At 71.3% G+C, this 23,948-nt stretch carries 21 protein-coding genes and 1 tRNA gene; 17 read left to right on the top strand and 5 right to left on the bottom strand.

What is annotated here, in order from left to right; genetic code table 11:
* Positions 1–299: 299 nt before the first annotated feature.
* On the bottom strand, positions 300–1,961 hold the full coding sequence (locus ACLQ3B_RS06840) for a dolichyl-phosphate-mannose--protein mannosyltransferase (protein WP_425779805.1): 1,662 nt from the start codon (positions 1,959–1,961) through the stop codon (positions 300–302).
* A 141-nt stretch (positions 1,962–2,102) separates the two neighbouring features.
* Between ACLQ3B_RS06840 and rsmI the strand changes: the two genes are divergently transcribed.
* Entirely contained in the window at positions 2,103–2,942 is an 840-nt protein-coding gene (rsmI, locus tag ACLQ3B_RS06835; RefSeq protein WP_425779803.1) for a 16S rRNA (cytidine(1402)-2'-O)-methyltransferase, read from the top strand.
* 31 nt (positions 2,943–2,973) lie between these two features.
* On the opposite strand, the gene ACLQ3B_RS06830 is transcribed toward rsmI, so the two are convergent.
* The gene (locus tag ACLQ3B_RS06830) at positions 2,974–4,035 is read right to left on the bottom strand and encodes a hypothetical protein (protein ID WP_425778375.1); all 1,062 of its coding nucleotides are present in this window, start codon (positions 4,033–4,035) and stop codon (positions 2,974–2,976) included.
* A gap of 149 nt (positions 4,036–4,184) precedes the next feature.
* Here ACLQ3B_RS06830 and metG point away from each other — a divergent pair, with 149 nt between their 5' ends.
* Complete coding sequence (gene metG / locus ACLQ3B_RS06825; RefSeq protein ID WP_425778373.1) at positions 4,185–5,987, top strand: methionine--tRNA ligase; 1,803 nt, start codon at positions 4,185–4,187, stop codon at positions 5,985–5,987.
* 42 nt (positions 5,988–6,029) lie between these two features.
* Here metG and ACLQ3B_RS06820 read toward each other — a convergent pair whose 3' ends face one another.
* Positions 6,030–7,277 (bottom strand): hypothetical protein, encoded by a 1,248-nt coding sequence (locus ACLQ3B_RS06820; protein WP_425778371.1) that lies wholly within the window; start codon positions 7,275–7,277, stop codon positions 6,030–6,032.
* Positions 7,278–7,403: 126 nt separating this feature from the next.
* On the opposite strand from ACLQ3B_RS06820, the gene ACLQ3B_RS06815 reads away from it, so the two are divergent.
* The 7 genes from ACLQ3B_RS06815 to ACLQ3B_RS06785 all read left to right on the top strand — a co-directional run bounded on the left by ACLQ3B_RS06815 (position 7,404) and on the right by ACLQ3B_RS06785 (position 13,946).
* Positions 7,404–8,303: a TatD family hydrolase gene (locus ACLQ3B_RS06815; protein WP_425778369.1), complete on the top strand. Its 900-nt coding sequence runs from the start codon at positions 7,404–7,406 to the stop codon at positions 8,301–8,303.
* 46 nt (positions 8,304–8,349) lie between these two features.
* Positions 8,350–9,219: a 16S rRNA (adenine(1518)-N(6)/adenine(1519)-N(6))-dimethyltransferase RsmA gene (gene rsmA / locus ACLQ3B_RS06810; protein ID WP_425778367.1), complete on the top strand. Its 870-nt coding sequence runs from the start codon at positions 8,350–8,352 to the stop codon at positions 9,217–9,219.
* A 32-nt stretch (positions 9,220–9,251) separates the two neighbouring features.
* On the top strand, positions 9,252–9,836 hold the full coding sequence (locus ACLQ3B_RS06805; RefSeq protein WP_425778366.1) for a Uma2 family endonuclease: 585 nt from the start codon (positions 9,252–9,254) through the stop codon (positions 9,834–9,836).
* Entirely contained in the window at positions 9,833–10,780 is a 948-nt protein-coding gene (locus ACLQ3B_RS06800) for a 4-(cytidine 5'-diphospho)-2-C-methyl-D-erythritol kinase (protein ID WP_425778364.1), read from the top strand. Before ACLQ3B_RS06805 ends, ACLQ3B_RS06800 begins: the two co-directional genes overlap by 4 nt.
* A 119-nt stretch (positions 10,781–10,899) precedes the next feature.
* Positions 10,900–12,705 (top strand): ABC-F family ATP-binding cassette domain-containing protein, encoded by a 1,806-nt coding sequence (locus ACLQ3B_RS06795; protein ID WP_425778362.1) that lies wholly within the window; start codon positions 10,900–10,902, stop codon positions 12,703–12,705.
* Positions 12,706–12,805: 100 nt separating this feature from the next.
* Positions 12,806–13,261: a DUF4383 domain-containing protein gene (locus tag ACLQ3B_RS06790; protein WP_425778360.1), complete on the top strand. Its 456-nt coding sequence runs from the start codon at positions 12,806–12,808 to the stop codon at positions 13,259–13,261.
* A 208-nt stretch (positions 13,262–13,469) separates the two neighbouring features.
* Positions 13,470–13,946 (top strand): DUF4383 domain-containing protein, encoded by a 477-nt coding sequence (locus ACLQ3B_RS06785; protein WP_425778358.1) that lies wholly within the window; start codon positions 13,470–13,472, stop codon positions 13,944–13,946.
* Between the two features lie 6 nt (positions 13,947–13,952).
* Here ACLQ3B_RS06785 and ACLQ3B_RS06780 read toward each other — a convergent pair whose 3' ends face one another.
* Entirely contained in the window at positions 13,953–14,654 is a 702-nt protein-coding gene (locus ACLQ3B_RS06780) for a TetR family transcriptional regulator (RefSeq protein WP_425778356.1), read from the bottom strand.
* 222 nt (positions 14,655–14,876) lie between these two features.
* Complete coding sequence (locus ACLQ3B_RS06775) at positions 14,877–15,842, bottom strand: acyl-CoA desaturase (protein WP_425778355.1); 966 nt, start codon at positions 15,840–15,842, stop codon at positions 14,877–14,879.
* A 313-nt stretch (positions 15,843–16,155) separates the two neighbouring features.
* On the opposite strand from ACLQ3B_RS06775, the gene ACLQ3B_RS06770 reads away from it, so the two are divergent.
* From ACLQ3B_RS06770 to ACLQ3B_RS06735, 8 genes are all read left to right on the top strand, one after another.
* A tRNA-Gln gene (locus ACLQ3B_RS06770) sits at positions 16,156–16,227 on the top strand.
* 167 nt (positions 16,228–16,394) lie between these two features.
* Positions 16,395–17,897 (top strand): bifunctional UDP-N-acetylglucosamine diphosphorylase/glucosamine-1-phosphate N-acetyltransferase GlmU, encoded by a 1,503-nt coding sequence (gene glmU / locus ACLQ3B_RS06765; RefSeq protein ID WP_425779801.1) that lies wholly within the window; start codon positions 16,395–16,397, stop codon positions 17,895–17,897.
* Between the two features lie 58 nt (positions 17,898–17,955).
* Positions 17,956–18,936: a ribose-phosphate diphosphokinase gene (locus ACLQ3B_RS06760; RefSeq protein ID WP_030329105.1), complete on the top strand. Its 981-nt coding sequence runs from the start codon at positions 17,956–17,958 to the stop codon at positions 18,934–18,936.
* Positions 18,937–19,269: 333 nt separating this feature from the next.
* The gene (locus tag ACLQ3B_RS06755; protein ID WP_425778354.1) at positions 19,270–19,959 is read left to right on the top strand and encodes a 50S ribosomal protein L25/general stress protein Ctc; all 690 of its coding nucleotides are present in this window, start codon (positions 19,270–19,272) and stop codon (positions 19,957–19,959) included.
* 93 nt (positions 19,960–20,052) lie between these two features.
* Positions 20,053–20,643, top strand: coding sequence for an aminoacyl-tRNA hydrolase (gene pth, locus ACLQ3B_RS06750; RefSeq protein ID WP_210818839.1), 591 nt, complete (start codon positions 20,053–20,055; stop codon positions 20,641–20,643).
* 134 nt (positions 20,644–20,777) lie between these two features.
* Positions 20,778–21,608: a 3'(2'),5'-bisphosphate nucleotidase CysQ gene (locus ACLQ3B_RS06745; protein ID WP_425778351.1), complete on the top strand. Its 831-nt coding sequence runs from the start codon at positions 20,778–20,780 to the stop codon at positions 21,606–21,608.
* Positions 21,609–21,683: 75 nt separating this feature from the next.
* A complete protein-coding gene (gene cysD / locus ACLQ3B_RS06740) occupies positions 21,684–22,595 on the top strand; it encodes a sulfate adenylyltransferase subunit CysD (protein ID WP_425778350.1) in 912 nt (303 codons plus the stop codon).
* On the top strand, positions 22,595–23,890 hold the full coding sequence (locus ACLQ3B_RS06735) for a sulfate adenylyltransferase subunit 1 (RefSeq protein ID WP_425778348.1): 1,296 nt from the start codon (positions 22,595–22,597) through the stop codon (positions 23,888–23,890). The genes cysD and ACLQ3B_RS06735 overlap by 1 nt, the downstream gene beginning before the upstream one ends.
* The last annotated feature ends 58 nt before the right edge of the window (positions 23,891–23,948 follow it).

Here is a 23,948-nt window from a genome sequence, read left to right as displayed (position 1 = left end):
CCGGCCGGGTCAGGAATGATCTCTGACCGGCCGCGCCCGCGCTCAGGGTCCACGCCGGGTCACCCTCGGTCAACTGTGTGAGGGAAGGTGTCGGCCCGGCCAGCATCCGTCGGAAATCTGACTCAAGTCGACCCGTTGTGCCGGTGGTGCGCGGTGGTTAAGCTCTTCATGCGCGCCCCAATCGCCCGCTTCCCCCGTGGCAGGCGATCGGGGCGCGCGTCTTTGTCAAGAAGGGCCCGCACGCTTCGGCGTGCGGGCCCTTCTTCCGTCGCGCTGTGCGGCGCGTCGCCTGTCGATGCTTATATCCACCGACCGTCGAGCCACATCCGGGACAACCAGTCCGAGTACGGAATCAGCCGGCCGACGAAGATCGGATAGAAGTACGCGAAGCAGAGCGCCACCAGCAGCACGTAAGCCCCCGCCGCGATGCTGCCCACCAGCCGGCGTTCGTAACTCGGGTCACCGGGCACCAGCGGTGCCACCGCGCCCACGTCACCCCCGGCGGGTGCGATCAGCGCGCCCAGCACGTACACCACGGCCAACACCAGGAACGGCACCGCCGGCGCGGCGTAGAACGAGAACATCGTGCGCCCGTCGAGGGCGAACCAGAACCACGGCAGCAGACCGGCCGCCACGGTGAGCAGGATCGCGCCGGCCCGCCAGTCCCGACGGGCCACGCCCAGCCAGGCCAGCGCCACCAGGGCGGGCAGGAACGACCACCAGAGCAGCGGGGTGCCCAGCAGCAGGATCTCCGAGGCGCAGCTCGGCGCGCCACAGGCGCCGGCCCCGGACCAGTGGAACGCCACCGGGCGGCCGAGCAGCAGCCACTGCCACGGCCACGACTGGTATTTGTGCGCGTCGTCGAGCTGGGCGTGGAACCCGTACGCCGCGCGGTGGTATTCGAAGAGGTTGATCAGCGGGCCGATCACCGGGCGGTCGCTGAGCGGGGCGCTCGGGTAGGACGACGCGAGCCGGTAGTAACCGTCGTCGGTGAGCAGCCAGCCCGACCAGGTGGCGAGGTAGGTGCCGACCATGAGCACGCCGGCGAGCACCAGCCAGGGCAGCTCGTCGACAAGCGTGTCCCGCCAGGGCCGGCGGACTCCCGCCGAGCGGCGGACGCCGACCTCCCAGAAGATCACCAGCAGCGCGAAGGCCGGCACGAAATAAAGGGCGCTCCACTTCACCGCGCAGGCGCAGCCGATCAGCACCCCGGCCGCCAGGCGCCACCACGGCCAGGTGCGCCAACCGGTCGGCGGCCGGCCGGCCCGGCCCGGCTGGCTCGGATCGAGCCCGTCGTCCAGAGCCCGCGCCCAGCGCCGACGGCGGGCGTCCCGATCGAGCACCAGCGCGCCGAACGCGGCAAGCACGAAGAAGAGCAGGAAGATGTCGAGCAGGGCCGCGCGGGACAGCACCAGGTGGAAGCCGTCCAGGGCGAGCAGCAGGCCGGCCGCGCAGCCGAGCACCGTCGAGCGGAACATCCGCCGACCGATGCGGACCAGCAGCAGCACCGACAGCGTGCCGATCACCGCCGCCGAGAATCGCCAGCCGAACTCCGGCGCGGTGGTCATCAGGTGCCCGGGGACGGAGACCTTGGAATCCACGTCCTGATAGCCGAAGGCCCACTCGCCGACGCCGATCAACCACTTGCCCAGCGGCGGGTGCACCACGTACGACGGGACGTTGTCCTTGTAGTTCCACTCCACACCACGGGAGATCAGCCCGTAGGCGTCCTTGGCGTAGTACGTCTCGTCGAAGATCTTGCCCTTCGGGCTGGACAGCCCGACGAAGCGCACGATCGCCGCGATGGCCACCACCACTGCCGTGGCCACCCACGAGAACCGGTCCACCTGGGTGTCGACGGTGGCGAACCGTCGCCGGACCACGGCGGCCACCCCGCCGCCCTCGGCGCTCGGTGCCGTCGGCTCCTGGGTTGCACTGGGCTCGCCCGTCACCTGGATCATCTTGTCCGGATCGGCGCTCGGGCTCTGCGCTGTCGACGCACTCGTCACCCGGCGATCGTAGGCTGCCAAGGTGTCCGGTGGCGTCCGTCGTCCCTGATACCGGTATTCCCAGTCAATGAAGGAGACGAATCCGTGGGTGAAATGTCCGAAGTTGGGCGCCTGATTCTGCTCGGTGCTCCGCTCGGCAACCCCGCCGACGCCTCGGCCCGGCTCCGGGAGGTGCTGACCAGCGCCGACGTGGTCGCCGCCGAGGACACCCGCCGGCTCACCCGGCTGGCCCGCGACCTCGACCTCAGCGTCGGCGGTCGAATCGTCTCCTACTTCGAGGGCAACGAGGAGCGGCGCACCCCCGAGCTGGTCGAGGCCATCCTCGGCGGGTACGTGGTGGCGCTGGTCACCGACGGGGGGATGCCGAGCGTCTCCGACCCGGGATATCGGCTGGTCCGGGCCACGTTGGATGTCGGGGCACCGGTCACCGTCGCCCCCGGGCCGAGCGCGGTCACCACCGCGCTGGCCGTCTCCGGGCTGCCCTGCGACCGGTTCTGCTTCGAGGGCTTCCTGCCCCGCACCCCCGGCGGCCGGCGATCCCGGCTGCGCGCGCTCGCCGCCGAGGAGCGCACCCTCGTCTTCTTCGAGGCGCCGCACCGGATCGGGGCGACCCTCACCGACCTGGCCGACACGTTCGGGGCGGACCGGCCTGCCGCACTCTGCCGCGAACTCACCAAAACCTACGAGGAGGTGCTCCGCCGCCCTCTCGGCGAGCTGGCCCGGTGGGCCACCGAGGGGGACCCCCGCGGAGAGATCACGCTGGTGGTGGCCGGAGCTCCGGTGACCGCCGCCGAACGCCCCGACGACGACACCCTGCGCGCCGCCGTCGCCGAGCGGGAGACCGCCGGCCGGTCCCGCCGGGACGCCATCACCGACGTCGCCACCGAGTACGCGCTGCGCCGCCGGGACGTCTACACGATCGTGCACAGCTGACCAGGGTGGTCCGGCTGACCTGACGGCGGGGTCACCACGCGGCGGCCAGGAAGCCGACGGTGATCAGTGTGGGCCCGGCGATGGCGGCGGCCACCGCCCAGCGGCGGTGCCGGCGACCGGGCAGCCGGGCCGATCCGGTCCACCGGACGATGCCGGCGGCGCAGCCCAGCACCACCAGCAGACCGGGCAGCCACCGCAGGTGCCGGCCCACCCCGACGTCCGCGTACGCGGTGCCGCTGTCCGGGCCGGTCATCCGCGCCGGCAGCGAGGTACCTGTCGCGCTGCCTTCGACGGGTACGCCGCTGACCCGGACACCGTGGACGATGAACTGCCCGTCCTCGGCCGTGAAGATCCCCCGGCACCGTTGGGTGAGCCCGCCGCCGGAGCAGTCGTCGATCACCACCGTGCCCGTCCGGGCGTGCCCGACCGCGAGCCAGAACGGGCCGGCGCTGACCCAGGCGAAGAACGCCGCGACCAGGCTCAGCACCACCAGTGCGGCCAGCCCGGGCAGTGGATCCGGGGTTAGGGGCGTGCGGCCGGATGCCCGGCGGCGTGCCAGCCGGAAGCCGCTGAACCGCTCCGGTGCCGGGTCCTTGCGGACCGGGGTGCCGTCCCAGTGCACCTGCTCGATCGGCGCCCAGAAGGCGCCGCCGTCGTCGTCCGGCGCGTCGCCGTCGGACCGGAGGTCCCGCTCCCGGCGACCCTGCTGGCGGACCGGCACCCGACGCGGCACCGCGTCCACCGGCGCGCCGGTGGTCGGCTCCACCTCGACGGACTCCGCGCCGGCAGCCGCCGAGCCGGCGGGGGGACCCGACGACCCGGGCCGGGCCGGGCTGGGTACGGGTGCCGCCGGGGTCGGACGGGCCGGGGTGGGCGACGGCCGCGCCGGCGTGGGGCGGGCCGGGGTGGCGGACCTCCCCGCCGGGGTGGGTCGTTGCGCGCCCTGGTCGGCACCGGGCACCAGCCGGGGCTGGGGCGCGAGCCCCGCGACCCGCGGCACGGCGGGCTCGGGCCCCGGGTCGTCGCCGACCGCCGGTCCGGTGGGACGGTCCTCGTGGTCCCGCGCCGCTCGTCTGCCCATCACGAGGTTCATTGCACACCGCCGTTCGAGGCGAAACGGGCAGCTGAGCCGCGTGTCGACGACAAATCGGACCAACGGGCGAGGTGGTCGGCCCGGTCCGCCGGTCGGGCACCCCCTATTGGTTCGCGGACGCCCCGGACGGGTCACTAGGCTTGCTGCTCATGAGTCACGTTCTCGCGGCAGTGGCCTGGCCGTACGCCAACGGCCCCCGCCACATCGGCCACGTCTCCGGTTTCGGCGTACCCTCCGACGTCTTCGCCCGGTACATGCGGATGGCCGGCCACGACGTGCTCATGGTCTCCGGCACCGACGAGCACGGCACCCCGATCCAGGTGCAGGCCGACGCCGACGGGGTGACCCCGCGCGAGCTGGCCGACCGGTACAACAGGGTGATCGTCGAGGACCTGCACGGCCTCGGTCTCTCCTACGACCTGTTCACCCGCACCACCACCCGCAACCACTACGCGGTGGTGCAGGAGCTGTTCGAGGGGATGTACCGCAACGGCTACATCGTGCCGAAGACCACCATGGGCGCGATCTCCCCGTCCACCGGGCGCACGCTGCCCGACCGTTACATCGAGGGCACCTGCCCGATCTGCGGGTACGACAGCGCCCGCGGCGACCAGTGTGACAACTGCGGCAACCAGCTCGACCCGATCGACCTGATCGACCCGAAGTCGCGGATCAACGGGGAGGCTCCGAAGTTCGTCGAGACGGAGCACTTCTTCCTGGACCTGCCGGCGCTGGCCGAGGTGCTGCGGCAGTGGCTGGACACCCGCGAGGGGTGGCGGCCCAACGTGCTGCGGTTCTCCCGCAACCTGCTCGACGACCTCCAGCCCCGGGCGATCACCCGGGACCTGGAGTGGGGCGTACCGATCCCGCTCGACGGCTGGCGCGACCGATCGGACAAGCGGATCTACGTGTGGTTCGACGCCGTGATCGGCTACCTGTCCGCCTCGATCGAGTGGGCCCGCCGCTCCGGCGACCCCGAGGCCTGGCGCAGGTGGTGGTCGACCGACGGCGCGGGGAAGGACGCCCGGTCCTACTACTTCATGGGCAAGGACAACATCGTCTTCCACTCGGTGATCTGGCCGGCGTTGCTCTCCGGATACTCCGGCGAGGGCTCCCGCGACGGCGAGCCGGGCGAGCTGGGTCGGCTCAACCTGCCCACCGAGGTGGTCTCGAGTGAGTACCTGACCATGGAGGGGCGCAAGTTCTCGTCGTCCCGCAAGGTGGTCATCTACGTTCGGGACTTCCTGGAGCGCTACGACGCCGACGCGTTGCGCTACTTCATCGCCGCCGCCGGCCCGGAGAGCAACGACACCGACTTCACCTGGGCCGAGTTCCTTCGCCGCAACAACGACGAGTTGGTCGCCGGCTGGGGCAACCTGGTCAACCGGTCCGTCTCGATGGCCGCGAAGAACTTCGGGGAGATCCCGCCGGTCGACCCGGCCGGGCTCACCGAGGCCGACGAGGCCCTGCTCGCGGTCTCCCGGACCGGGTTCACCACGGTCGGCGACCTGATCGGTCGGCACCGGCAGAAGCAGGCGATCGGTGAGGCCATGAAGGTGGTCGCCGAGGCCAACAGGTACCTCTCCGAGCAGGCGCCCTGGAAGCTCAAGGACGAGGCGGACAAGCCCCGGATGGGCACCGTCCTGCACGTCGCCCTGCAGGTGATCAGCGACGCCAACACGCTGCTCACCCCGTTCCTGCCGCACTCCGCGCAGCAGGTGCACGAGCTGCTCGGCGGCACCGGCGTGCACGCGCCGATGCCGGTGATCGAGCAGGTCGACGACCTGGACGGCGGTCCGGCGTACCCGGTGCTCACCGGGGACTACACAGTCGGGGCGCGCTGGGAGTCGGTGCCGATCGAGGCGGGCCGGCCGTTGGCCGCTCCGAAGCCGGTGTTCCGCAAGCTCGACCCGTCGATCGTCGACGAGGAGTTGGCCCGGCTCGCCGACTGAACGCACGACGCGCGGCGGCAGTCGCCCTGCCGCCGCGCGCCGTCACATCGCGTACCGGGTGTCCATCACCTGGTCTTCGGTCACCTCGGCGCCCGGCGCCCAGGCCTCGTAGACGCCCCGTTCCTGACACTGCGCGCCGGTCGTGACCACCGTGTCCGGGTTCGGGTAGCGCAGGCGCACCCGCAGCCAGCCGGCCTCCTCCCGCAGCACCAGACACGCCGCCCCCCGCCACTGGGCGAACCGGACCCGGCGGGCCACCGCGTCCACCGGGTAACGGGCCGCCCGGGTCATCGCCAGTACCCGGAACCCGCCGGGCAGGTCGGCGACCGCCTCGTACTCGGTGTCGCCGTACATGCCGACCAACTGGGTGGAGCGGGGCGCGTCGGCGTTCGGCACGTACTCCTGGTCCGGCGAGAGGCCCGGCACCGCGGCCAGCAGGTGCCGCCACTGCGGGCCCACCATCCGCAGCCACCCGCGCTGCTCGGCCTGGTAGGTGTACAGCACCACCTCCACCCCCTCGGCCGGGTACGCGATGAGGGCGGCGTTCGCCGGCATCGGCAGATCGGCGAAATCCCGGGTGATGAACTCCGGGATGAGCTGACCGTTGCTCGGCACGAAGCCGGTGCCCAGCACCGGGGCGCCGAGCCGGTCCCGGGAGGCCAGCGCGGTCAGGCCCCGGTGTGTCGGGCCCACCGGCACGTCGTAGTCGCCCGGGTCGGACGCGCGCCAGCGCAACGCGTACGCCACGTCCGGGCCGTCCCGGCCGGCGTCACCGTCGCTCCGCAGCACCGTCGTCGTCGCCGTCGTACGCAGGTGCGCCACATCGTGTTCGCGGTAGCAGAAGCCGTGCGGCAGCCAACCCCGTAGGTAGCCGGCGACCTGCTGGGGCGAGAGCACCTTCATCATCCGGGTGCCCCGCCGGACCACAGCCGACGCGCGCGCCAGCCCCAGCATCGGGTCGCCCGCCGCCGCCGGCTGTTGGCTGAGCTGGTGCAGGTAGGCCCACCCCCGCTCGCGATGGGCGGGCATCAGCAGCGGTGTTTCCGGCTCGTCGGCCGGCTCGCTGGCTCCGTGCACCGCGGTCACCTCGGTGACGTGCACGAAACGGCGCCACGGCAGGGCGCTACCCGGGCGGGGCGCCCACTCGAAGCCGGCTACCTCGTCGGCGCTGAACAACTCGTACGCGGCGCCCCGGGCGATCTCCTCGGCCGGGTACACGCCGCCGCCGAACGCCACGTGCAGCCCGGTCCGTTCGCCGGCGGTGCCGTCGGCCTGGGGGGTGACGCTCATGCCGCCTCCCTGCTCGGTGGGATGAGGTCCGCACGCTGTCGCGTCCGCTCGGTGGCGACCGTAGAGTCGCGCGACGTAGTCGGGGTGAACGTCGGGTGGCGGGCAGATGGACAGGCCCGGTGTGTGATGCTGTCGCTGATGAGCGAGCCCACTGAATCCCGCCGCGAGCGTGCCGCCCGGCGGGCCGGAGAGTTTCCGCCCGCCCCCGAGTCGCTGCCCCGGGCGGTGCTGGACAGCCACACCCACCTGGACATCACGGTCAGCGAGGCCGGTGTGCCCGGTGGCGGGACGGCCGACGACCCGGTTGCCGTCGCCATCGAGTTGGCCACGAAGGTCGGCGTGGACCGACTGGTCCAGGTGGGGGTGGACGTCGCCTCCTCCCGGTGGGGCGCGGACATCGCCGACCGGTACCCCGCCGTGCTGGCCACCGTGGCGTTGCACCCCAACGAGGCGCCCCGGCTGAGCGACCTCGACGAGGCGTTGCGGGAGATCGAGTCCCTCGCCGCCCGCGACCGGGTCCGGGGGATCGGCGAGACCGGAATGGACTACTTCCGGACCGGCGACGAGGGGCGTGCCGCGCAGGAGGAGAGCTTCCGGGCGCACATCGCCATCGCCAAGCGGTACGGCAAGACGTTGGTCATCCACGACCGCGACGCGCACGCCGACGTGCTGCGCATCCTCGACGACGAGGGTGCCCCGGACCGGGTGGTGCTGCACTGCTTCTCCGGCGACGCCGACTTCGCCCGCGAGTGCGTCCGCCGCGGCTATCTGCTGAGCTTCGCCGGCACCGTCACCTTCGGCAGCGCGACGGCGCTGCGCGAGGCCGCCGCGCTGACCCCGGTGGATCAGATGCTGGTGGAGACCGACGCCCCGTACCTCACCCCGATGCCGTACCGCGGTCGGCCGAACGCGTCGTACCTGATTCCGCTCACCGTCCGCGCGCTGGCCGCGACCACGGGCAGCGACCTGGACGAGCTGTGCGCGGCCATCTCCACCACCGGCGACCGGGCCTTCGGCCCGTGGTGAGCCCGGCCCGACGGTCGGTGCCGACCCCGTCGTTACGCTGCCAGCCATGACCGGTCTCCTCGGCCCGGCGGAGATCCGGGAACTCGCCGCCCGGCTGGGCGTCGCGCCCACCAAGAAGCTGGGCCAGAACTTCGTGCACGACCCGAACACCGTGCGCCGGATCGTCACCGCCGCCGGCCTCACGCCCGACGACGTGGCCCTGGAGGTGGGGCCGGGGCTCGGCTCGCTGACCCTGGGGCTGCTGCCGGTCGCCGGGCACGTGCACGCCGTGGAGATCGACCCGGTGCTCGCCGGGGCGCTGCCGGAGACCGTCGCGCGGCACGCCGGGGCCGACGCCGCCCGGCTCACCGTGCACCGCGCGGACGCGCTGCGCATCGCCGCCGCCGAACTGGCCGACCCGGCACCGACGGCGCTGGTGGCGAACCTGCCCTACAACGTCGCCGTGCCCGTGGTGTTGCACCTGCTCGCCGTGCTGCCCACCCTGCGACACGGCCTGGTGATGGTGCAGAAGGAGGTCGCCGACCGGCTCGTCGCCGGTCCCGGCTCCAAGGTGTACGGCATCCCGTCGGTGAAGCTCGCCTGGTACGCCCAGGCCCGGGGCGCCGGCAAGGTGCCGCCGAACGTGTTCTGGCCGGTGCCCAACGTCGACTCCGGCCTGGTCGCCTTCACCTGCCACGAGCCGCCCCGCGCAGACGTACCCCGGGAGCGGGTCTTCGCCGTGGTGGACGCGGCGTTCGCGCAGCGCCGCAAGACGCTGCGCGCCGCGTTGGCCGGTTGGGCCGGTGGCGCGGACCGGGCGGCCGCGGCGCTCACCGCCGCCGGCGTCGACCCCGGCGCCCGTGGCGAGTCGCTGACCGTCGAGCAGTTCGCCGCCATCGCCGCGTCGGCTCCGGTCGGTACGCCGGCCGCGAAGTAGGCTGACGCCGTGCCCGCCGAGGAGGTGTACGAGTGACCGCGCAGCCGATCGAGCCCACCGCCCAGGGGACGTGGGGCCCGGATCCCGTCCGGCAGCGACTGGCCAACCACACCATCGAGGACGTGCTGGCCCTGCCCGACGACGCCCCCCGCGTCGAGCTACGTGACGGAGTCCTCGTCGTGGTCCCTGCCTCGACCTTTGGCCACCAGAACATCGGCAACCTGTTGTGGGTGTGGCTGCGGCAGCACGCCCCTGCCGAGTTGACGCCCGCCACTGCCGTCGGGGTGGCGATCAACTACCGGAACTCTTTCGAGCCCGACGTGGTCCTGCTGAAGCGTCCGGTGGCGTCCGACCACCACTACTTCGAGGCTGAGCAGGTCGTGCTCGCCGTCGAGGTCGTCTCGCCCGGCACGCGTCGCCGGGACCGGCTGGAGAAGCCGGCCGACTACGCCGACGCCGGGATCCCGCATTACTGGCGGATCGAGCAGAATCCGGTGCACGTGTACGCGTACGACCTGGTCGACGGCCGGTACGAGCTGGCCGCCGACTCCGCCGAGGAGCTGACCGTGGCCAAGCCGTTCGACATCCGTCTGCTCGTGCGGGACATCACCCCGTGACCGAGGCCTGGCGACCGGACGACGACGAGCGACGTGGGGCCATCGGCCCGGTGCGGGTGCGGGTGCCCGCGAAGGTCAACCTGCACCTCGGGGTGGGCCCGCTGCGTCGGGACGGCTACCACGAGCTGAACACGGTCTACCACGCCATCTCGATCTACGACGAGCTGACGGCCCGCCGGGGCGACACCCTCGCTCTGACCATGGAGGGTGAGGGCACCGGCGAGCTGGCCCTGGACGACACCAACCTGGTGATCCGCGCCGCGCACGCCCTCGCCGGGTACGCGGGGGTGCTGCCGCACGCCCGACTGCACCTGCGCAAGCAGATCCCGCTCGCCGGTGGGCTGGCCGGTGGCAGCGCCGACGCGGCGGCCACGCTGGTGGCCTGCGACGCGCTCTGGGGCACCGGGTTGTCCCGCGACGAGTTGGCCGGCATCGCCGCCGACCTCGGCTCCGACGTGCCGTTCCTGATCTACGGTGGCACCGCGCTGGGCACCGGCCGGGGTGAGGCGATCAGCCCCGTGCTGGCCCGCCCCACCTCCTGGCACTGGGTGGTGGCGATCGCCGACAGCGGCCTGTCCACCCCGACCGCGTACCGGGAGCTGGATCGGCTCCGCGACTCCGGTGCCGCCGGCGCTCCGCTGGGCAGCACCGACGCCCTGCTGGGCGCGCTGCGCCAGCGCGACCCCCGGGTGCTCGCCCGGACCCTCGGCAACGACCTTCAGGACGCCGCCCTGGCCATGCTCCCGACGCTGGCCGAGACGCTGAAGGCCGGCGAGGCGGCCGGCGCGCTCACCGGCATCGTCTCCGGCTCCGGCCCGACCTGCGTGTTTCTCGCCGCCGACGCGGCCGACGCGGAGCGGGTCGCCGCCGAGTTGACCGCCGCGGGCGTGTGCCGGGAGGCGCGGGTCGCGCACGGTCCGGTCGCCGGCGCCCGCGTCGGCTGACGAGTCGTCCCACCGGGCTGCCGGCGCGCGGCGCGGGCGTTCGGGGCGTCCGCGTACCCTTGGGACAGGCGTCCAGGTGCCCGCCGGCACCGGGACGCCTTGATCATGAAGGGTGGAACGTGGCGAACATCGTCAATCTGGACCGGGTGTCCAAGGGGTACGGCGCCGCCGGGCGGCTGCTCACGGACGTCTCGCTCGGCCTGGACGACGCCGACCGGATCGGCGTGGTCGGCCTCAACGGCGCCGGCAAGTCCACCCTGCTGCGCCTTCTCACCAAGCAGGAGGACCCGGACGACGGCCGGGTGACCCACCGCCGCGACCTGCGCGTGCTCTGGCTGCCGCAGCAGCTCACCCTCGCCCCCGAGGCCACCGTCCGGGACGTGGTGCTCGGCACCGCCTGGCTCGCCGAGAGCATGGGCGCCGAGCACGAGTGGGCCGGCGACGCCGGGGTGCGAGCCATCCTCGACGGCCTCGGCATGCCGCACCTCGGCCTCGACCAGCCGGTCGGCCCGATGTCCGGTGGCGAACGCCGCCGGGTGGCGCTCGCCGCGCTGCTGGTCCGCGACTCCGACCTGCTCATCCTCGACGAGCCCACCAACCACCTGGACGTCGGCGGTGTCGACTGGCTGGCCCGGCACCTGGTCGGCCGCAAGGGCGCAGTGGTCGTGGTCACCCACGACCGGTGGTTCCTGGACGCGGTCTGCACCACCACCTGGGAGGTCGCCGACCAGACCGTCCGCGCCTACGAGGGTGGCTTCGCCGCCTGGACCCTCGCCCGCGCCGAGCGCGAGCGGGTCGCCGCCGCCACCGAGGCCCGCCGGCAGAACCTGCTCCGCAAGGAGATCGCCTGGCTGCGCCGTGGCCCGCCCGCCCGGACCTCCAAGCCGCAGTTCCGTATCGACGCCGCGAACGCGTTGATCGCCGACGTGCCGCCGGCGCGCGACACCATGTCGTTGCAGCGCATGGCCACCTCCCGGCTGGGCAAGCAGGTGTACGACCTGGAGAACGTCGAGCTGAACGCCGGCCCGAAGGAGATCCTGCGCGACGTCACCTGGCTGGTCGGCCCCGGCGACCGGATCGCCATTCTCGGCGCCAACGGTGCCGGCAAGACCACCCTGCTGCGGATGCTCGCCGGCATCACCCGCCCCGACGGTGGCCGCCTCGGCACCGGCTCCACCGTGCGGCCCGCGTTCCTCTCCCAGGAGCTCACCGAACTGCCCGGCCACCTGCGGGTGCTGGAAGCGGTGGAGGAGGTCGCCCGCCGGGTTCAACTCGGCGACCGGGAGGTCTCCGCCGCCCAGCTCGCCGAGGTGTTCGGCTTCGACGACCGCCGACTCTGGACCCCGGTCAGCGACCTCTCCGGTGGGGAACGCCGCCGGTTGCAGATGCTGCGGCTGCTGGCCGGCGAGCCCAACGTGCTGCTCTTCGACGAGCCCACCAACGACCTGGACACGGACACCCTCGCCTCGCTGGAGGACCTGCTCGACTCGTGGCCCGGCACGATCATCGTGGCCAGCCACGACCGGTACCTGATCGAGCGGGTCACCGACACGGCGTACGGGATGTTCGGCGATGGTCGGCTCGTGCACCTGCCGGGCGGGGTGGACGAATACCTCGCCCGGACCGCCGAGCGGGCCGGCTCTCCTCGGGTCGGCGTCACCTCGACCTCCGCGCCCGCCGCTCCCTCGGGAGGTGGCATGTCCGCCGCCGAGGTCCGGCAGGCCCGCAAGGAGCTGTCCCGGCTGGAGCGGCAACTCGGCAAGCTCGACCAGCGCGAGACCACCCTGCTCGGTCAGCTCGCGGCGGACGCCACCGACTACGCCCGGGTCGCCGAGTTGGACACCCAGCTCAAGGATCTGCGCGCCGAACGGGAGCGGATCGAGGAGAGCTGGATGACCCTCGCCGAAGACCTGCCCGAGAGCTGACCGGCCGGGCGCGCCGGCCCGGGCCCCGTGTGCGGCGTCACACCACCACGTGCGAGACAATCGTCGGCGACACCTACCCCACGGCGTTGGAGACACAGACATGGCCCACACCCCCGTCAACCACCCCGCGCGGCCGATCTACCGGGCGATCGGCGGGCTGACCGGTCTGTACCTGGTCGTCTTCGGTGTGCTCGGCATCATCGCGAGCGCCGGCAACGAGTTCCTCGCCCAGGACGACACCCGGGTCCTCGGTCAGGGCACCAACCTCGGCTTCTCGCTGCTCAGCGTGCTGCTCGGGCTCGTCGTGCTGGTCGGCACCGCGCTCGGCCGCAACATCGACGTGGCGATCAACCAGTGGCTGGCGTACGGCCTCATGGTGGTCAGCCTGGCCGGTCTCGCGTTCATTCGGACCGACGCCAACTTCTTCAACTTCAGCATCACCACAGTGATCGTGGTGATGACGGCAGCCCTGGTGCTGCTCATGGTCGGCATGTACGGCAAGGTCGGCACGGAGGACGAGGCTGAGGCGTTCCAGAAGGCTCGTCTGGTTCTCTGAGTTTTTCGTTTGGTCGCGGCCGTGGGTTTTCGCCGGAGCCCGATCTGCTCCGGGCGGTCAGGCTTGATCCCTGCGCAGCTCGGGCTCCGGCGAAAACCTGACCTGGTCCAGCCATTCGGCGGACGCTGTCGGCTTTGTGGTTCTTCGGACAGTTGGCGCTGCCTTGGGCGACAATTTCCCTGAAACGGTCGCATCAGGGGGTCTGGGCATGCCGCACTTTCCGGTTAACCATCCGGCACGGCCGCTCTACCGGGTCCTCTCCGGGCTGATCGGCGTCTACATCCTGGTCTTCGGCGTCTGGGGCGTCGCCGAGACGATCGGCGATCCACTCTTCGACCGCAGCAGCACCTGGGCCCTCGGGCTCCGGACCAACCTGGCCTTCTCGCTCGCCTCGGTGGTCTTCGGGGTCGTCCTGATCATCGGGGCCTCGCGGCGCACCAACCTCGGCCACTACATGAACCTGACCGCCGGCGTGGTGTTCCTGGTGACAAGCATCCTGATGATGTCGGTGCTGCAGACCGACGCGAACTTCCTGAACTTCTCGATGTCGACGGTGGTCGTGTCGATGCTGTTCGGCCTGATCCTGCTCGGCACCGGCCTGTACGACAAGGTCGGCCCACCGGAATCCGCCGAGGCGGAGTTGGAGCACCGCAAGCACCCGGTGGCCGACGTGCACCGCCGCTGATCGGGGTCAGTGACGCCGGGCGGTGATCAGTGTCGGCTTCGCCTCCAGGTGCGACAACCCGTTCCAGGCCAGGTTGACGAGATGCGCCGCCACCATCTCCTTGCGCGGCTTACGCACCTCCAGCCACCAGCGGCCGGTCAGTGCCACCATGCCGACCAGCGCCTGCGAGTACAGCTCGGCGAGCTTCGGGTCGTACCCCCGGCTCTTGTACTCGGCGCCCAGGATGTGCTCGACCTGGTGCGCCACGTCGTTCATGACGCTGCTGAAGGTGGCCGTGCCGGCCATCAGCGGCGACTCGCGGACCAGCACCCGGAAACCGCTGGTCTCCTCCTCGATGTACGTCAGCAGGGCCAGCGCCGCCTGTTCCAGCAGCTCGCGCGGATGCCCGGCAGTCAACGCCGTGGTGATCCGGTCCAACAGGGCCCGGACCTCCCGGTCCACCACCACCGCGTAGAGACCTTCCTTGCCACCGAAGTGCTCGTAAACCACAGGCTTGGAGACCTTGGCGCGGGCCGCCACCTCCTCGATGGAGGTGGCGTCGAAACCGCGCTCGGCGAAGAGTTGTCGGCCGGTCGCGATCAACTGCTCCCGGCGTTGGGCCGCCGACATGCGGACCCGGGAGGGCGCTTTGGCCTTCGGTGCCGCCGTCGTCGGCGTCGCCCGCCGGCCGCCGACAACTGCCCCCGCGTCGTCGCTGACCTCAGGCATGTCGCCGCCTCGCTGGCGCTCGGTGACGCCCTGCCGTGGAATGGTTCCTCCGCTGTGCCCGTTCACGTCGTCGCCTCACCGGGCGGTCCGACCACCCTGCCGCACCGTTCGACCGTACCCGGATCGGGCCCGACCCCCGTCCGACCGAGCCGCCTGGTCCCCCCGCATGGCTCGGTCACCCGGCCATCCTGCCAGGCGGCACCCCCGTGCATCCGCCCGGTTTCAGCGGGGCGCGACCGGCTTCACGAGCTTGGCGGCGAGGCGCTCCGGCTTTGGCCAGCGCACCTGCGTTGCCGCGCCGACCTTCTCGAACAGCCAGATCACCCGGGCGGAGATGTCCACCTGACCGCGCAGCACGCCGTGCCGGGCGCTGGTCGGGTCGGCGTGGTGCAGGTTGTGCCAGCTCTCGCCGAACGACAGGATCGCCAGCGGCCAGAAGTTCGACGCGCGGTCGCCCTGGCGCATCGCGAACGGACGCTCGCCGTAGACGTGGCACACCGAGTTGATCGCCCAGGTGACGTGGTGCAGGAGGCCGATCCGGACCAGCCCGGCCCAGAAGAACGCGGTAAGCGCGCCCTGCCAGGACCAGGTCACCAGGCCGCCGATCAGTGCCGGGCCGAGCAGCGAGATGACCACCAGCGCGGGAAAGAGCCGGTCGACCCGGCTGATGTCCCGGTCGGCGATGAGGTCCGGCGCGAAACGCTCCCGGTTGGACAGTTCCCGACGGAACAGCCAGCCCACGTGTGCGTGGAACAGGCCCCGGGTCAACGCCCAGAAGCTGGTGCCGAAGCGCCACGGCGAGTGCGGGTCACCCTCCAGGTCGGAGAAGGCGTGGTGCCGCCGGTGGTCGGCGACCCACTGAATGATCTCGCCCTGCACCGCAAGCGAACCCGCGACCGCCAGAGTCACCCGCAGCCACCGCTTGGCCTTGAACGAGCCGTGGGTGAAGTAGCGGTGGAAGCCGACGGTGATGCCGAGCCCGGAGACGACGTACCAGACCAGGCCGATGAGCACGTCGCTCCAGCCCAGCCAGCCGCCCCAGGCCACCGGCACGGCGACCAGCAGAGCGACGAAGGGGATCACCACGAAAGCCCAGAGGGCGGCCAGGATTCCGGGGGACTGGCTGCCGTCGGTGAGTGGTTTGGGGCCGGGTGCGGCGGTGTTGGGATCGAGCAGGGCAGTGGACATGGGACCTCGCAGGGGGATGGTAACGATCACGAAGCTACGCCTACGTCACCGTAACTTACGGCACCGTAGATCGCACGGGGAAGTTTCGAATCGTCTTCGCTCAACTGCTCAAAGCCGCAGGTCAGCCGGCTCCCTGGCAGCTCTCTGGCCGGTCCGGACGGCGGGCGGGCGAGGCGCTCGGCAGCCACCCCGGGACCTCGGCGGCGTCGATCGCGCGCGGTGCGGCGGGATGAGCGATGGCGTCCGGCCGCCGGGACGCTAAGGTGTAGCGGCGGGATGTCAGATCCCTCGTGCGACGTGCTCGCGTCGCTGATCGGCCGTGGTGTAATTGGCAACACCCGGGTCTTTGGTACCCGTATTTCAGGTTCGAACCCTGGCGGCCGAGCTGCCCACCTACGCCCGTTTTAGGCTCCGGTGGGGGTAAGCGGGGAACGTGCCGGGCCTCGCGGCTAGCATGGCCGCGAGAGTGTCCGCCGTCCCGACGGGAGCCACGTCGTGCCCCAGCCCCACCTCCGTACCGTCGTCGTACTTGCCGCCGGTGAGGGCAAGCGGATGAAGTCGACACTGCCAAAGGTTCTGCACCCCCTGCTCGGCCGGACGCTGCTCGGTCACGTGCTGAGCGCCGCCGCCCCGCTGGACGCGGACCGCACCGTCGTCGTGGTGGGGCACGGCGCCGACCAGGTTCGGGCGCACCTGTCCGAGGTCGCCCCGGACGCCACGCCGGTGCTCCAGGCCGAGCAACTCGGCACCGGGCACGCCGTGCGGATCGCGCTGGAGGCCGTACCGGACGGCGCCGGCACGGTCGTGGTGATCAACGGGGACGTGCCCCTGCTGCGCCCCGAGACGGTGGGCGCGCTGGTGACCGCGCACGAGGAGGCCGCCGCAGCGGCCACCGTGCTGGCCGCCGAGGTGCCCGACCCGACCGGCCTCGGGCGGATCGTCCGGGACGCCGACGGCCGCCTGGAGCAGATCGTCGAGGAACGCGACGCCGACACGACGCAGCGCGCGATTCGGGAGATCAACGCCGGCATCTACGCGTTCGACGCGGTGCGGCTGCGTGAGGCGCTGAGCAAGCTCTCCACCGACAACGACCAGGGCGAGGAATACCTGACCGACGTCTTCGGCCTGCTCCGTTCGGCCGGTGAGCCGGTGGCGGTGCACGTCGCCGTGGACCACGTCGAGACACTGGGGTGCAACGACCGGGTGGAGCTGGCGACGCTGCGCCGGCTGCTGCGCGACCGGATCAACGAGGCGTGGATGCGCACCGGGGTGAGCCTACTCGACCCCGCCACCACCTGGATCGACGTGACCGTCGCACTGGACCGGGACGCGGTCGTCGACCAGAACACCCAGTTGCGCGGCGGCACGGTGGTCGGCGCGGGCGCCCTGATCGGGCCGGACGTCACGCTCATCGACACGATCGTCGGTCCCGCCGCGTCGGTGGTCCGCAGCCACGCCGTCGGCGCCGAGGTGGGCGCGGGCGCGACCGTCGGGCCGTACGCGTACCTGCGGCCGGCCGCCCAGCTGGCCGAGAAGGCGAAGGTCGGCACGTTCGTCGAGGTGAAGAACTCGCAGATCGGGGCCGGCTCGAAGGTGCCGCACCTGACGTACGTCGGCGACGCGACGATCGGTGAGCAGACAAACATCGGCGCCGCGTCGGTCTTCGTGAACTACGACGGGGTCAACAAGCACCGCACGGTGATCGGCAGCCACGCGCGGACCGGTGCGGACAACATGTTCGTGGCGCCGGTCGAGGTGGGCGACGGGGCGTACACGGCGGCCGGTTCGGTGATCGTCGACGACGTGCCGGCAGGTGCGATGGGTGTCGCCCGGGCGCGCCAGCGCAACATCGAGGGCTGGGTGGTCATGCGGCGCGCCGGCACCGCCGCGGCGGAGGCGGCGCAGCGGGCCCGCGACGCCAAGGATGCGCAGCGAGTCGGCGACGCGAAGGGTGCGTCCGGTGCGACTGGTGCCGCAAGCCACAGTGAGGCAATCCACGGGGCGACCGAGACGGTGGGCGGCGCATCCGGCGCGGGAGATACTGCAACCGAATAGTCCCTGACCCACCACCACCGGGTCGGGTACCGCCGACATAACGGGAGCAGACGGGCCCATGGGCAGCATCGTCGCCGAAAACCGCAAAAGCCTGATGCTCTTTTCCGGACGTGGCTTTCCGGAGTTGGCCAAGGAGATCGGCGAGGTGCTCGGCGTCGCGCCGACCCCGGCCGACGCGTACGAGTTCGCCAACGGTGAGATCTTCGTACGGTTCAAGGACTCGGTACGTGGTTCGGACGCCTTCGTGGTGCAGTCCGTCACGCACGGGGTGAACACCTGGGTCATGGAGACCCTGATCATGGTGGACGCGCTGAAGCGGGGGTCGGCCAAGCGGATCACCGTGGTGCTGCCGTTCTACCCGTACGCGCGCCAGGACAAGAAGCACCGCGGTCGGGAGCCGATCTCGGCCCGCCTGGTCGCGGACCTGCTGAAGACCGCCGGCGCGAACCGCATCCTCACCGTCGACCTGCACACCGCGCAGATCCAGGGCTTCTTCGACGGCCCGGTGGACCACCTCTTCGCGATGGACATCCTGGCCGAGTACGTGGAGCACAAGTACGCCGGCCGGCCGATGACCGTGGTGGCTCCGGACTCGGGCCGGGTGCGGGTGGCCGAGCGGTGGACCGACCGGCTGGGCGGCTGCCCGCTGGCGTTCATCCACAAGACCCGTGACCCGATGAAGCCGAACCAGGTCGTGGCGAACCGCGTGGTCGGTGAGGTGGAGGGCCGGGTCTGCCTGATCGTCGACGACATGATCGACACCGGGGGCACGATCGCCAAGGCCGCCGACATCCTCAAGGAGTCGGGCGCGGCGGAGATCGTGGTCGCGTCCACCCACGCGTTGCTGTCCGACCCGGCAACCGAGCGGCTGAAGAACAGCTCGATCAGCGAGATCGTGGTGACGAACACCCTGCCGCTCCCGCCGGAGAAGCAGTTGGACAAGCTCACCGTGTTGTCGATCGCGCCGCTGCTGGCGCGGGCGATCCGGGAGGTCTTCGACGACGGCTCGGTGACCACCCTCTTCGGTGGCCTGAGCTGAGCCTGAGCCCCGTTTCCGCCACTCGACACGCTGGCGGGGGCGGGGCTGGCAAACTTGTGGAAACGGGGCCGGTACGCCTGTGGGAGCGCCACAGACGCGCCGGTCCTGAGCCGTGATCGGGGACTGCCGGAAACCCTGGAAACAGCTCGGGTAGACTGGTGCGGTTGCCACGGCGAGGGTGCCCGGCGGGCCGCTGAAAAGCGCCGCACGGAGGCACCGTCATCGACGCGGTGCTCCGGGCAGTCGTTCATGACGCATGAGCCCCAGCGAGCCCCTCGCCCCAGCACCGTTAGACGACAAGCCGCCGCAGCGAAAAGCATCAGGAGTTTCCCCGTGTCCGAGGTAAAGATCAGCGCCGAGCCCCGTACCGAGTTCGGCAAGGGTGGTGCCCGCCGTACCCGCCGGGCCGGCAAGGTGCCCGCCGTGCTGTACGGCCACGGCGAGAAGCCCAAGCACATCGCGCTGCCGTCGCGGGAGTTCGCCGCCGCGATCCGCAAGGGCGGTGCCAACCAGCTCTTCGCGATCGACATCACCGACGGCACCCAGGTGCTGGCACTGCCGAAGGCGATCCAGCGTGACCCGATCCGCGACACCTTCGAGCACGTCGACCTCATCCTGGTTCGTCGGGGCGAGAAGGTCACCGTCGACGTCCCGGTCCAGCTGACCGGCGAGGCCGCACGGGACACCCTGATCGTGCACGACCACGACACCCTCTCGGTGACCGCCGACGCCACGAAGGTTCCGGACCACCTCGAGGCGTCGATCGAGGGCCTGGAGGCGGGCACCCTGGTGACCGCCGGTGACGTCGAGCTGCCGGCCGGCGTCGAGCTGGCCGTCGACTCGGAGCTGACCGTCGCGTCGATCACCGCCGCCCCGACCGCCGAGCAGCTCGAGGCGACGCTGCCCGAGGTCGAGACCGCCACCGACGAGGCCGAGGCCGAGGTCGGCGAGACCACCGAGGGCTCCGAGGGCGCGGACACCGAGGCGGCCGCCGAGGCCACCGAGGGGCGCACCGAGGCCTGATCGGTTCGTACCGTGCGCAGGCGTCCCCGGATGTTCGGGGGCGCCTGTCGGCATATCGGGAGTCGGTGGGATGGGCGTCGGAAGGGACGGGTCGTGACGGACGAGGCGGGGCCGTGGCTGGTGGTCGGCCTGGGCAACCCGGGTCGGGAGTACGCCGGTAACCGGCACAACGTCGGGTTCATGGTGGCCGATCTGCTGGCCGGGCGGATGAGTGCGCGATTCGGCCGGCACAAGCGGGCGGTGGCAGAGGTCGCCGAGGCGCGGCTGGGGTTCGGTGGGCCGAAGCTGGTGCTGGTGAAGCCACTGACGTACATGAACCTCTCCGGTGGGCCGGTCGCGGCGCTGGCGCAGTTCTACAAGGTGCCGACGACACAGGTGATCGCGGTGCATGACGAACTGGACATCGAGTTCGGTCAGGTGCGGATCAAGTTCGGCGGCGGCGAGGGCGGGCACAACGGCCTGCGCTCGATGTCGAAGTCGTTGGGAACGAAGGACTACGCCCGGGTGCGGTTCGGCGTCGGTCGACCGCCGGGCCGGCAGGATCCGGCGGATTATGTGCTGTCGGATTTTGGCGCGGCCGAGCGCAAGGAGCTGGATTTCCTGGTGGACCGGGCTGCCGACGTGGTGGAATCGGTGATCATCAAGGGCGTGGAGCCGACCCAGAACCTCTACCACGGCAGCTGAGCCGGGCGGGGCGTACCCGAATCGGAAACAGCGGGCCGGTAGTCTGCGCCTTTCGGCGTGCCGCGACCGGCGGTGCGAGTCGCGGCGGATCGGGCCCCGTGCGGGCAGCGCGGCGAGGCGACGGGAGCGGGCAGATGAGCAGTCCTCCGATGATCGATGGCGCGTTCGCCCGATGGTTGGCGTCCCGCGCCGGGCAGGCGCTGCTCGACCTGCGCACGGAGATGGGTTTCGCGGACACCGGCGCGTTGAAGTCGGCCGGGGACAAGGTGTCGCACGACCTGATCCGCACCGAGCTGGCGAAGTGGCGTCCGGATGACGCGGTGCTCTCCGAGGAGGACGAGGGCTCGCGGTTGGCCTGGGCCGCGGAGGTGAACACCGGAGCGGTGTCGCGGTTGAACGCGGACCGGGTGTGGATCGTCGACCCGTTGGACGGCACCCGGGAGTTCGCCGAGGAGGGTCGCTCGGACTGGGCGGTGCACGTGGCGCTCTGGGCGCGTAACGCGCCGAGCCCGCACGGGCTGATCGCCGGGGCGGTGGGGTTGCCGGCGCAGGACCGGGTGCTGGGCACGGACTACCCGCCGGCGTACCCGCCGATGACTGTGGAGGCGGCGGCGGCCGGCGAGCGGAAGATCCGCCTGGCGGCGAGCCGGAGCCGGCCGCCGGTCTTCCTGACCGATCTGGCCGAGGACGTCGGGGCGCATCTGGTGCCGATGGGCTCGGCCGGCGCGAAAATCGCGGCCGTGGTCACCGGCGAGGTGGACGCGTACATCCACGCAGGTGGGCAGTACGAGTGGGATTCGGCGGCCCCGATCGCTGTGGCGACGGCCACCGGACTGCACGCTTCCCGGATCGACGGTTCTGCGCTGAAATACAACGAGGCGGATCCGCGCCTGCCCGACCTGTTGGTCTGTCGCGAGGATCTCGCCACCCGGTTGCTTGCAGCGCTGCAGAGACATTCCGGGTAACCTGAGCGAACTTTCTTGACATGTCCGACCGGAAAGGTCTGGAAATCGGATGAGCGAGCGAATCGAGCCGGTGTCATGACCACCCCCGCGGCGTACCAGGTCTCCCACCTGGACGCCCTGGAGGCGGAGAGCATCTTCGTGATGCGCGAGGTCGTCGCCGAGATGGAACGCCCGGTGCTGCTCTTCTCCGGTGGCAAGGACTCGATCGTCATGTTGCGGCTGGCGCAGAAGGCGTTCGCTCCGGCCAACGTCCCCTTCCCGGTCATGCACGTCGACACCGGGCACAACTTCCCCGAGGTCCTGGAATACCGCGACCAACGGGTCGCCGAGCTGGGGTTGCAGCTCGTGGTGGCGAGCGTGCCGGAGGCACTGGCCAGCGGCATGGTCCGGGAGTCCGCCGACGGCATGCGCAACCGGATCCAGACACCGGTGCTGCTGGACGCGGTGGAGAAGCACCGCTTCGACGCGCTGTTCGGTGGCGCCCGCCGGGACGAGGAGAAGGCCCGGGCGAAGGAGCGGGTGTTCAGCTTCCGCGACGAGTTCGGTCAGTGGGACCCGAAGAACCAGCGGCCGGAGCTGTGGTCGTTGTACAACGGCCGGCACCACCCGGGCGAGTCGATCCGGGCCTTCCCGCTGTCCAACTGGACCGAGCTGGACGTCTGGCACTACATCGCCAGGGAACGCATCCCGCTGCCGTCGATCTACTACGCGCACGAACGCGAGGTGATCGAACGGGACGGCATGTTCTACGCCGTCAACGAGTTCTTCCGCCCCCGCACGGGTGAGGAGCGGTTCAAGGCGCAGGTGCGTTACCGCACCGTCGGCGACGCCTCCAGCACCGCTGCGGTCCGTTCCGACGCGGACACCGTGGAGAAGGTCATCGAGGAGGTGGCGGCCACCCGGATCACCGAGCGCGGCGCCACCCGTGGTGACGACCGGGTCAGTGAGGCCGCCATGGAGGACCGCAAGCGGGAGGGCTACTTCTGATGAGCACCGAGATCATGGCCCCGGCCTCCGAGACGCGAGCGATGGACCTGCTGCGGTTCGCCACCGCCGGCAGTGTGGACGACGGAAAGTCGACCCTGATCGGGCGGCTGCTCTACGACACCAAGTCGCTGTTCACCGACCAGTTGGCCGCCGTGGAGGCGGTCAGCGCCGCCCGCGGCGACGAATACACAAACCTGGCGTTGCTCACCGACGGTCTGCGTGCCGAGCGGGAGCAGGGCATCACCATCGACGTGGCGTACCGCTACTTCGCCACCCCCCGGCGCAAGTTCATCATCGCCGACACCCCGGGCCACATCCAGTACACCCGCAACATGGTCACCGGGGCGTCCACGGCGGACCTGGCGTTGATCCTGGTGGACGCGCGCAAGGGCCTCGTCGAGCAGTCCCGCCGGCACGCGTTCCTCTGCTCCCTGCTGCGCGTGCCGCACCTGGTCCTCTGTGTCAACAAGATGGACCTGGTCGACTGGTCGCAGGAGGTCTACGAGCGGATCGCCGACGAGTTCACCGCGTTCGCGGCGAAGCTCGACGCACCGGACCTGACCGTGGTGCCGATCTCCGCGTTGCGTGGCGACAACATCGTCAGCCGGTCCGACAACATGCCCTGGTACGAAGGCCCCTCGCTGCTGCACCACCTGGAGCGGGTGCACATCGCCAGCGACCGCAACCTGGTCGACGTCCGGTTCCCGGTGCAGTACGTGATCCGTCCGCAGTCCACCACGGTCACCGACTACCGCGGCTACGCCGGTCAGGTCGCCTCCGGCGTGCTGAAGCCGGGCGACGAGGTGATGGTGCTGCCCTCCGGCTTCACCAGCCGGATCGCCGCCGTGGAGACCGCCGACGGGCCGGTCCAGGAGGCGTTCCCGCCGATGTCGGTGACGGTACGACTGGCTGACGAGATCGACATCTCCCGGGGTGACCTGATCTGCCGGCCGAACAACGCACCGGCGGTGGCTCAGGACATCGAGGCGATGGTCTGCTGGATGGACGAGACGGCCCCCCTGCGGGTCGGCGGCCGGTACGCGATCAAGCACACCACCCGGTCGGCTCGGGCGATCGTGCGCGGGTTGCACTACCGGCTGGACATCAACTCGCTGCACCGCGACGAGTCGGCCGACGAGCTGCGGCTCAACGAGATCGGCCGGGTGCGCCTGCGCACGACGGTGCCGCTGCTGGCCGACGAGTACCGCCGCAACCGCACCACCGGCGGCTTCGTCATCATCGACGAGGCGACCAACCGCACGGTAGGCGCCGCCATGATCGTCGAAGCCAGCTAACCCCCCACCCCTGCCCCCCACCCCTGCCCCACCCCTGCCCACCCCGCCCCGGTGATCA

The sequence above is a fragment of the Micromonospora sp. DT53 genome, from assembly GCF_049841535.1.
Classification (GTDB): domain Bacteria; phylum Actinomycetota; class Actinomycetes; order Mycobacteriales; family Micromonosporaceae; genus Micromonospora.
This window is presented reverse-complemented; position numbering and strand designations above follow the sequence as displayed.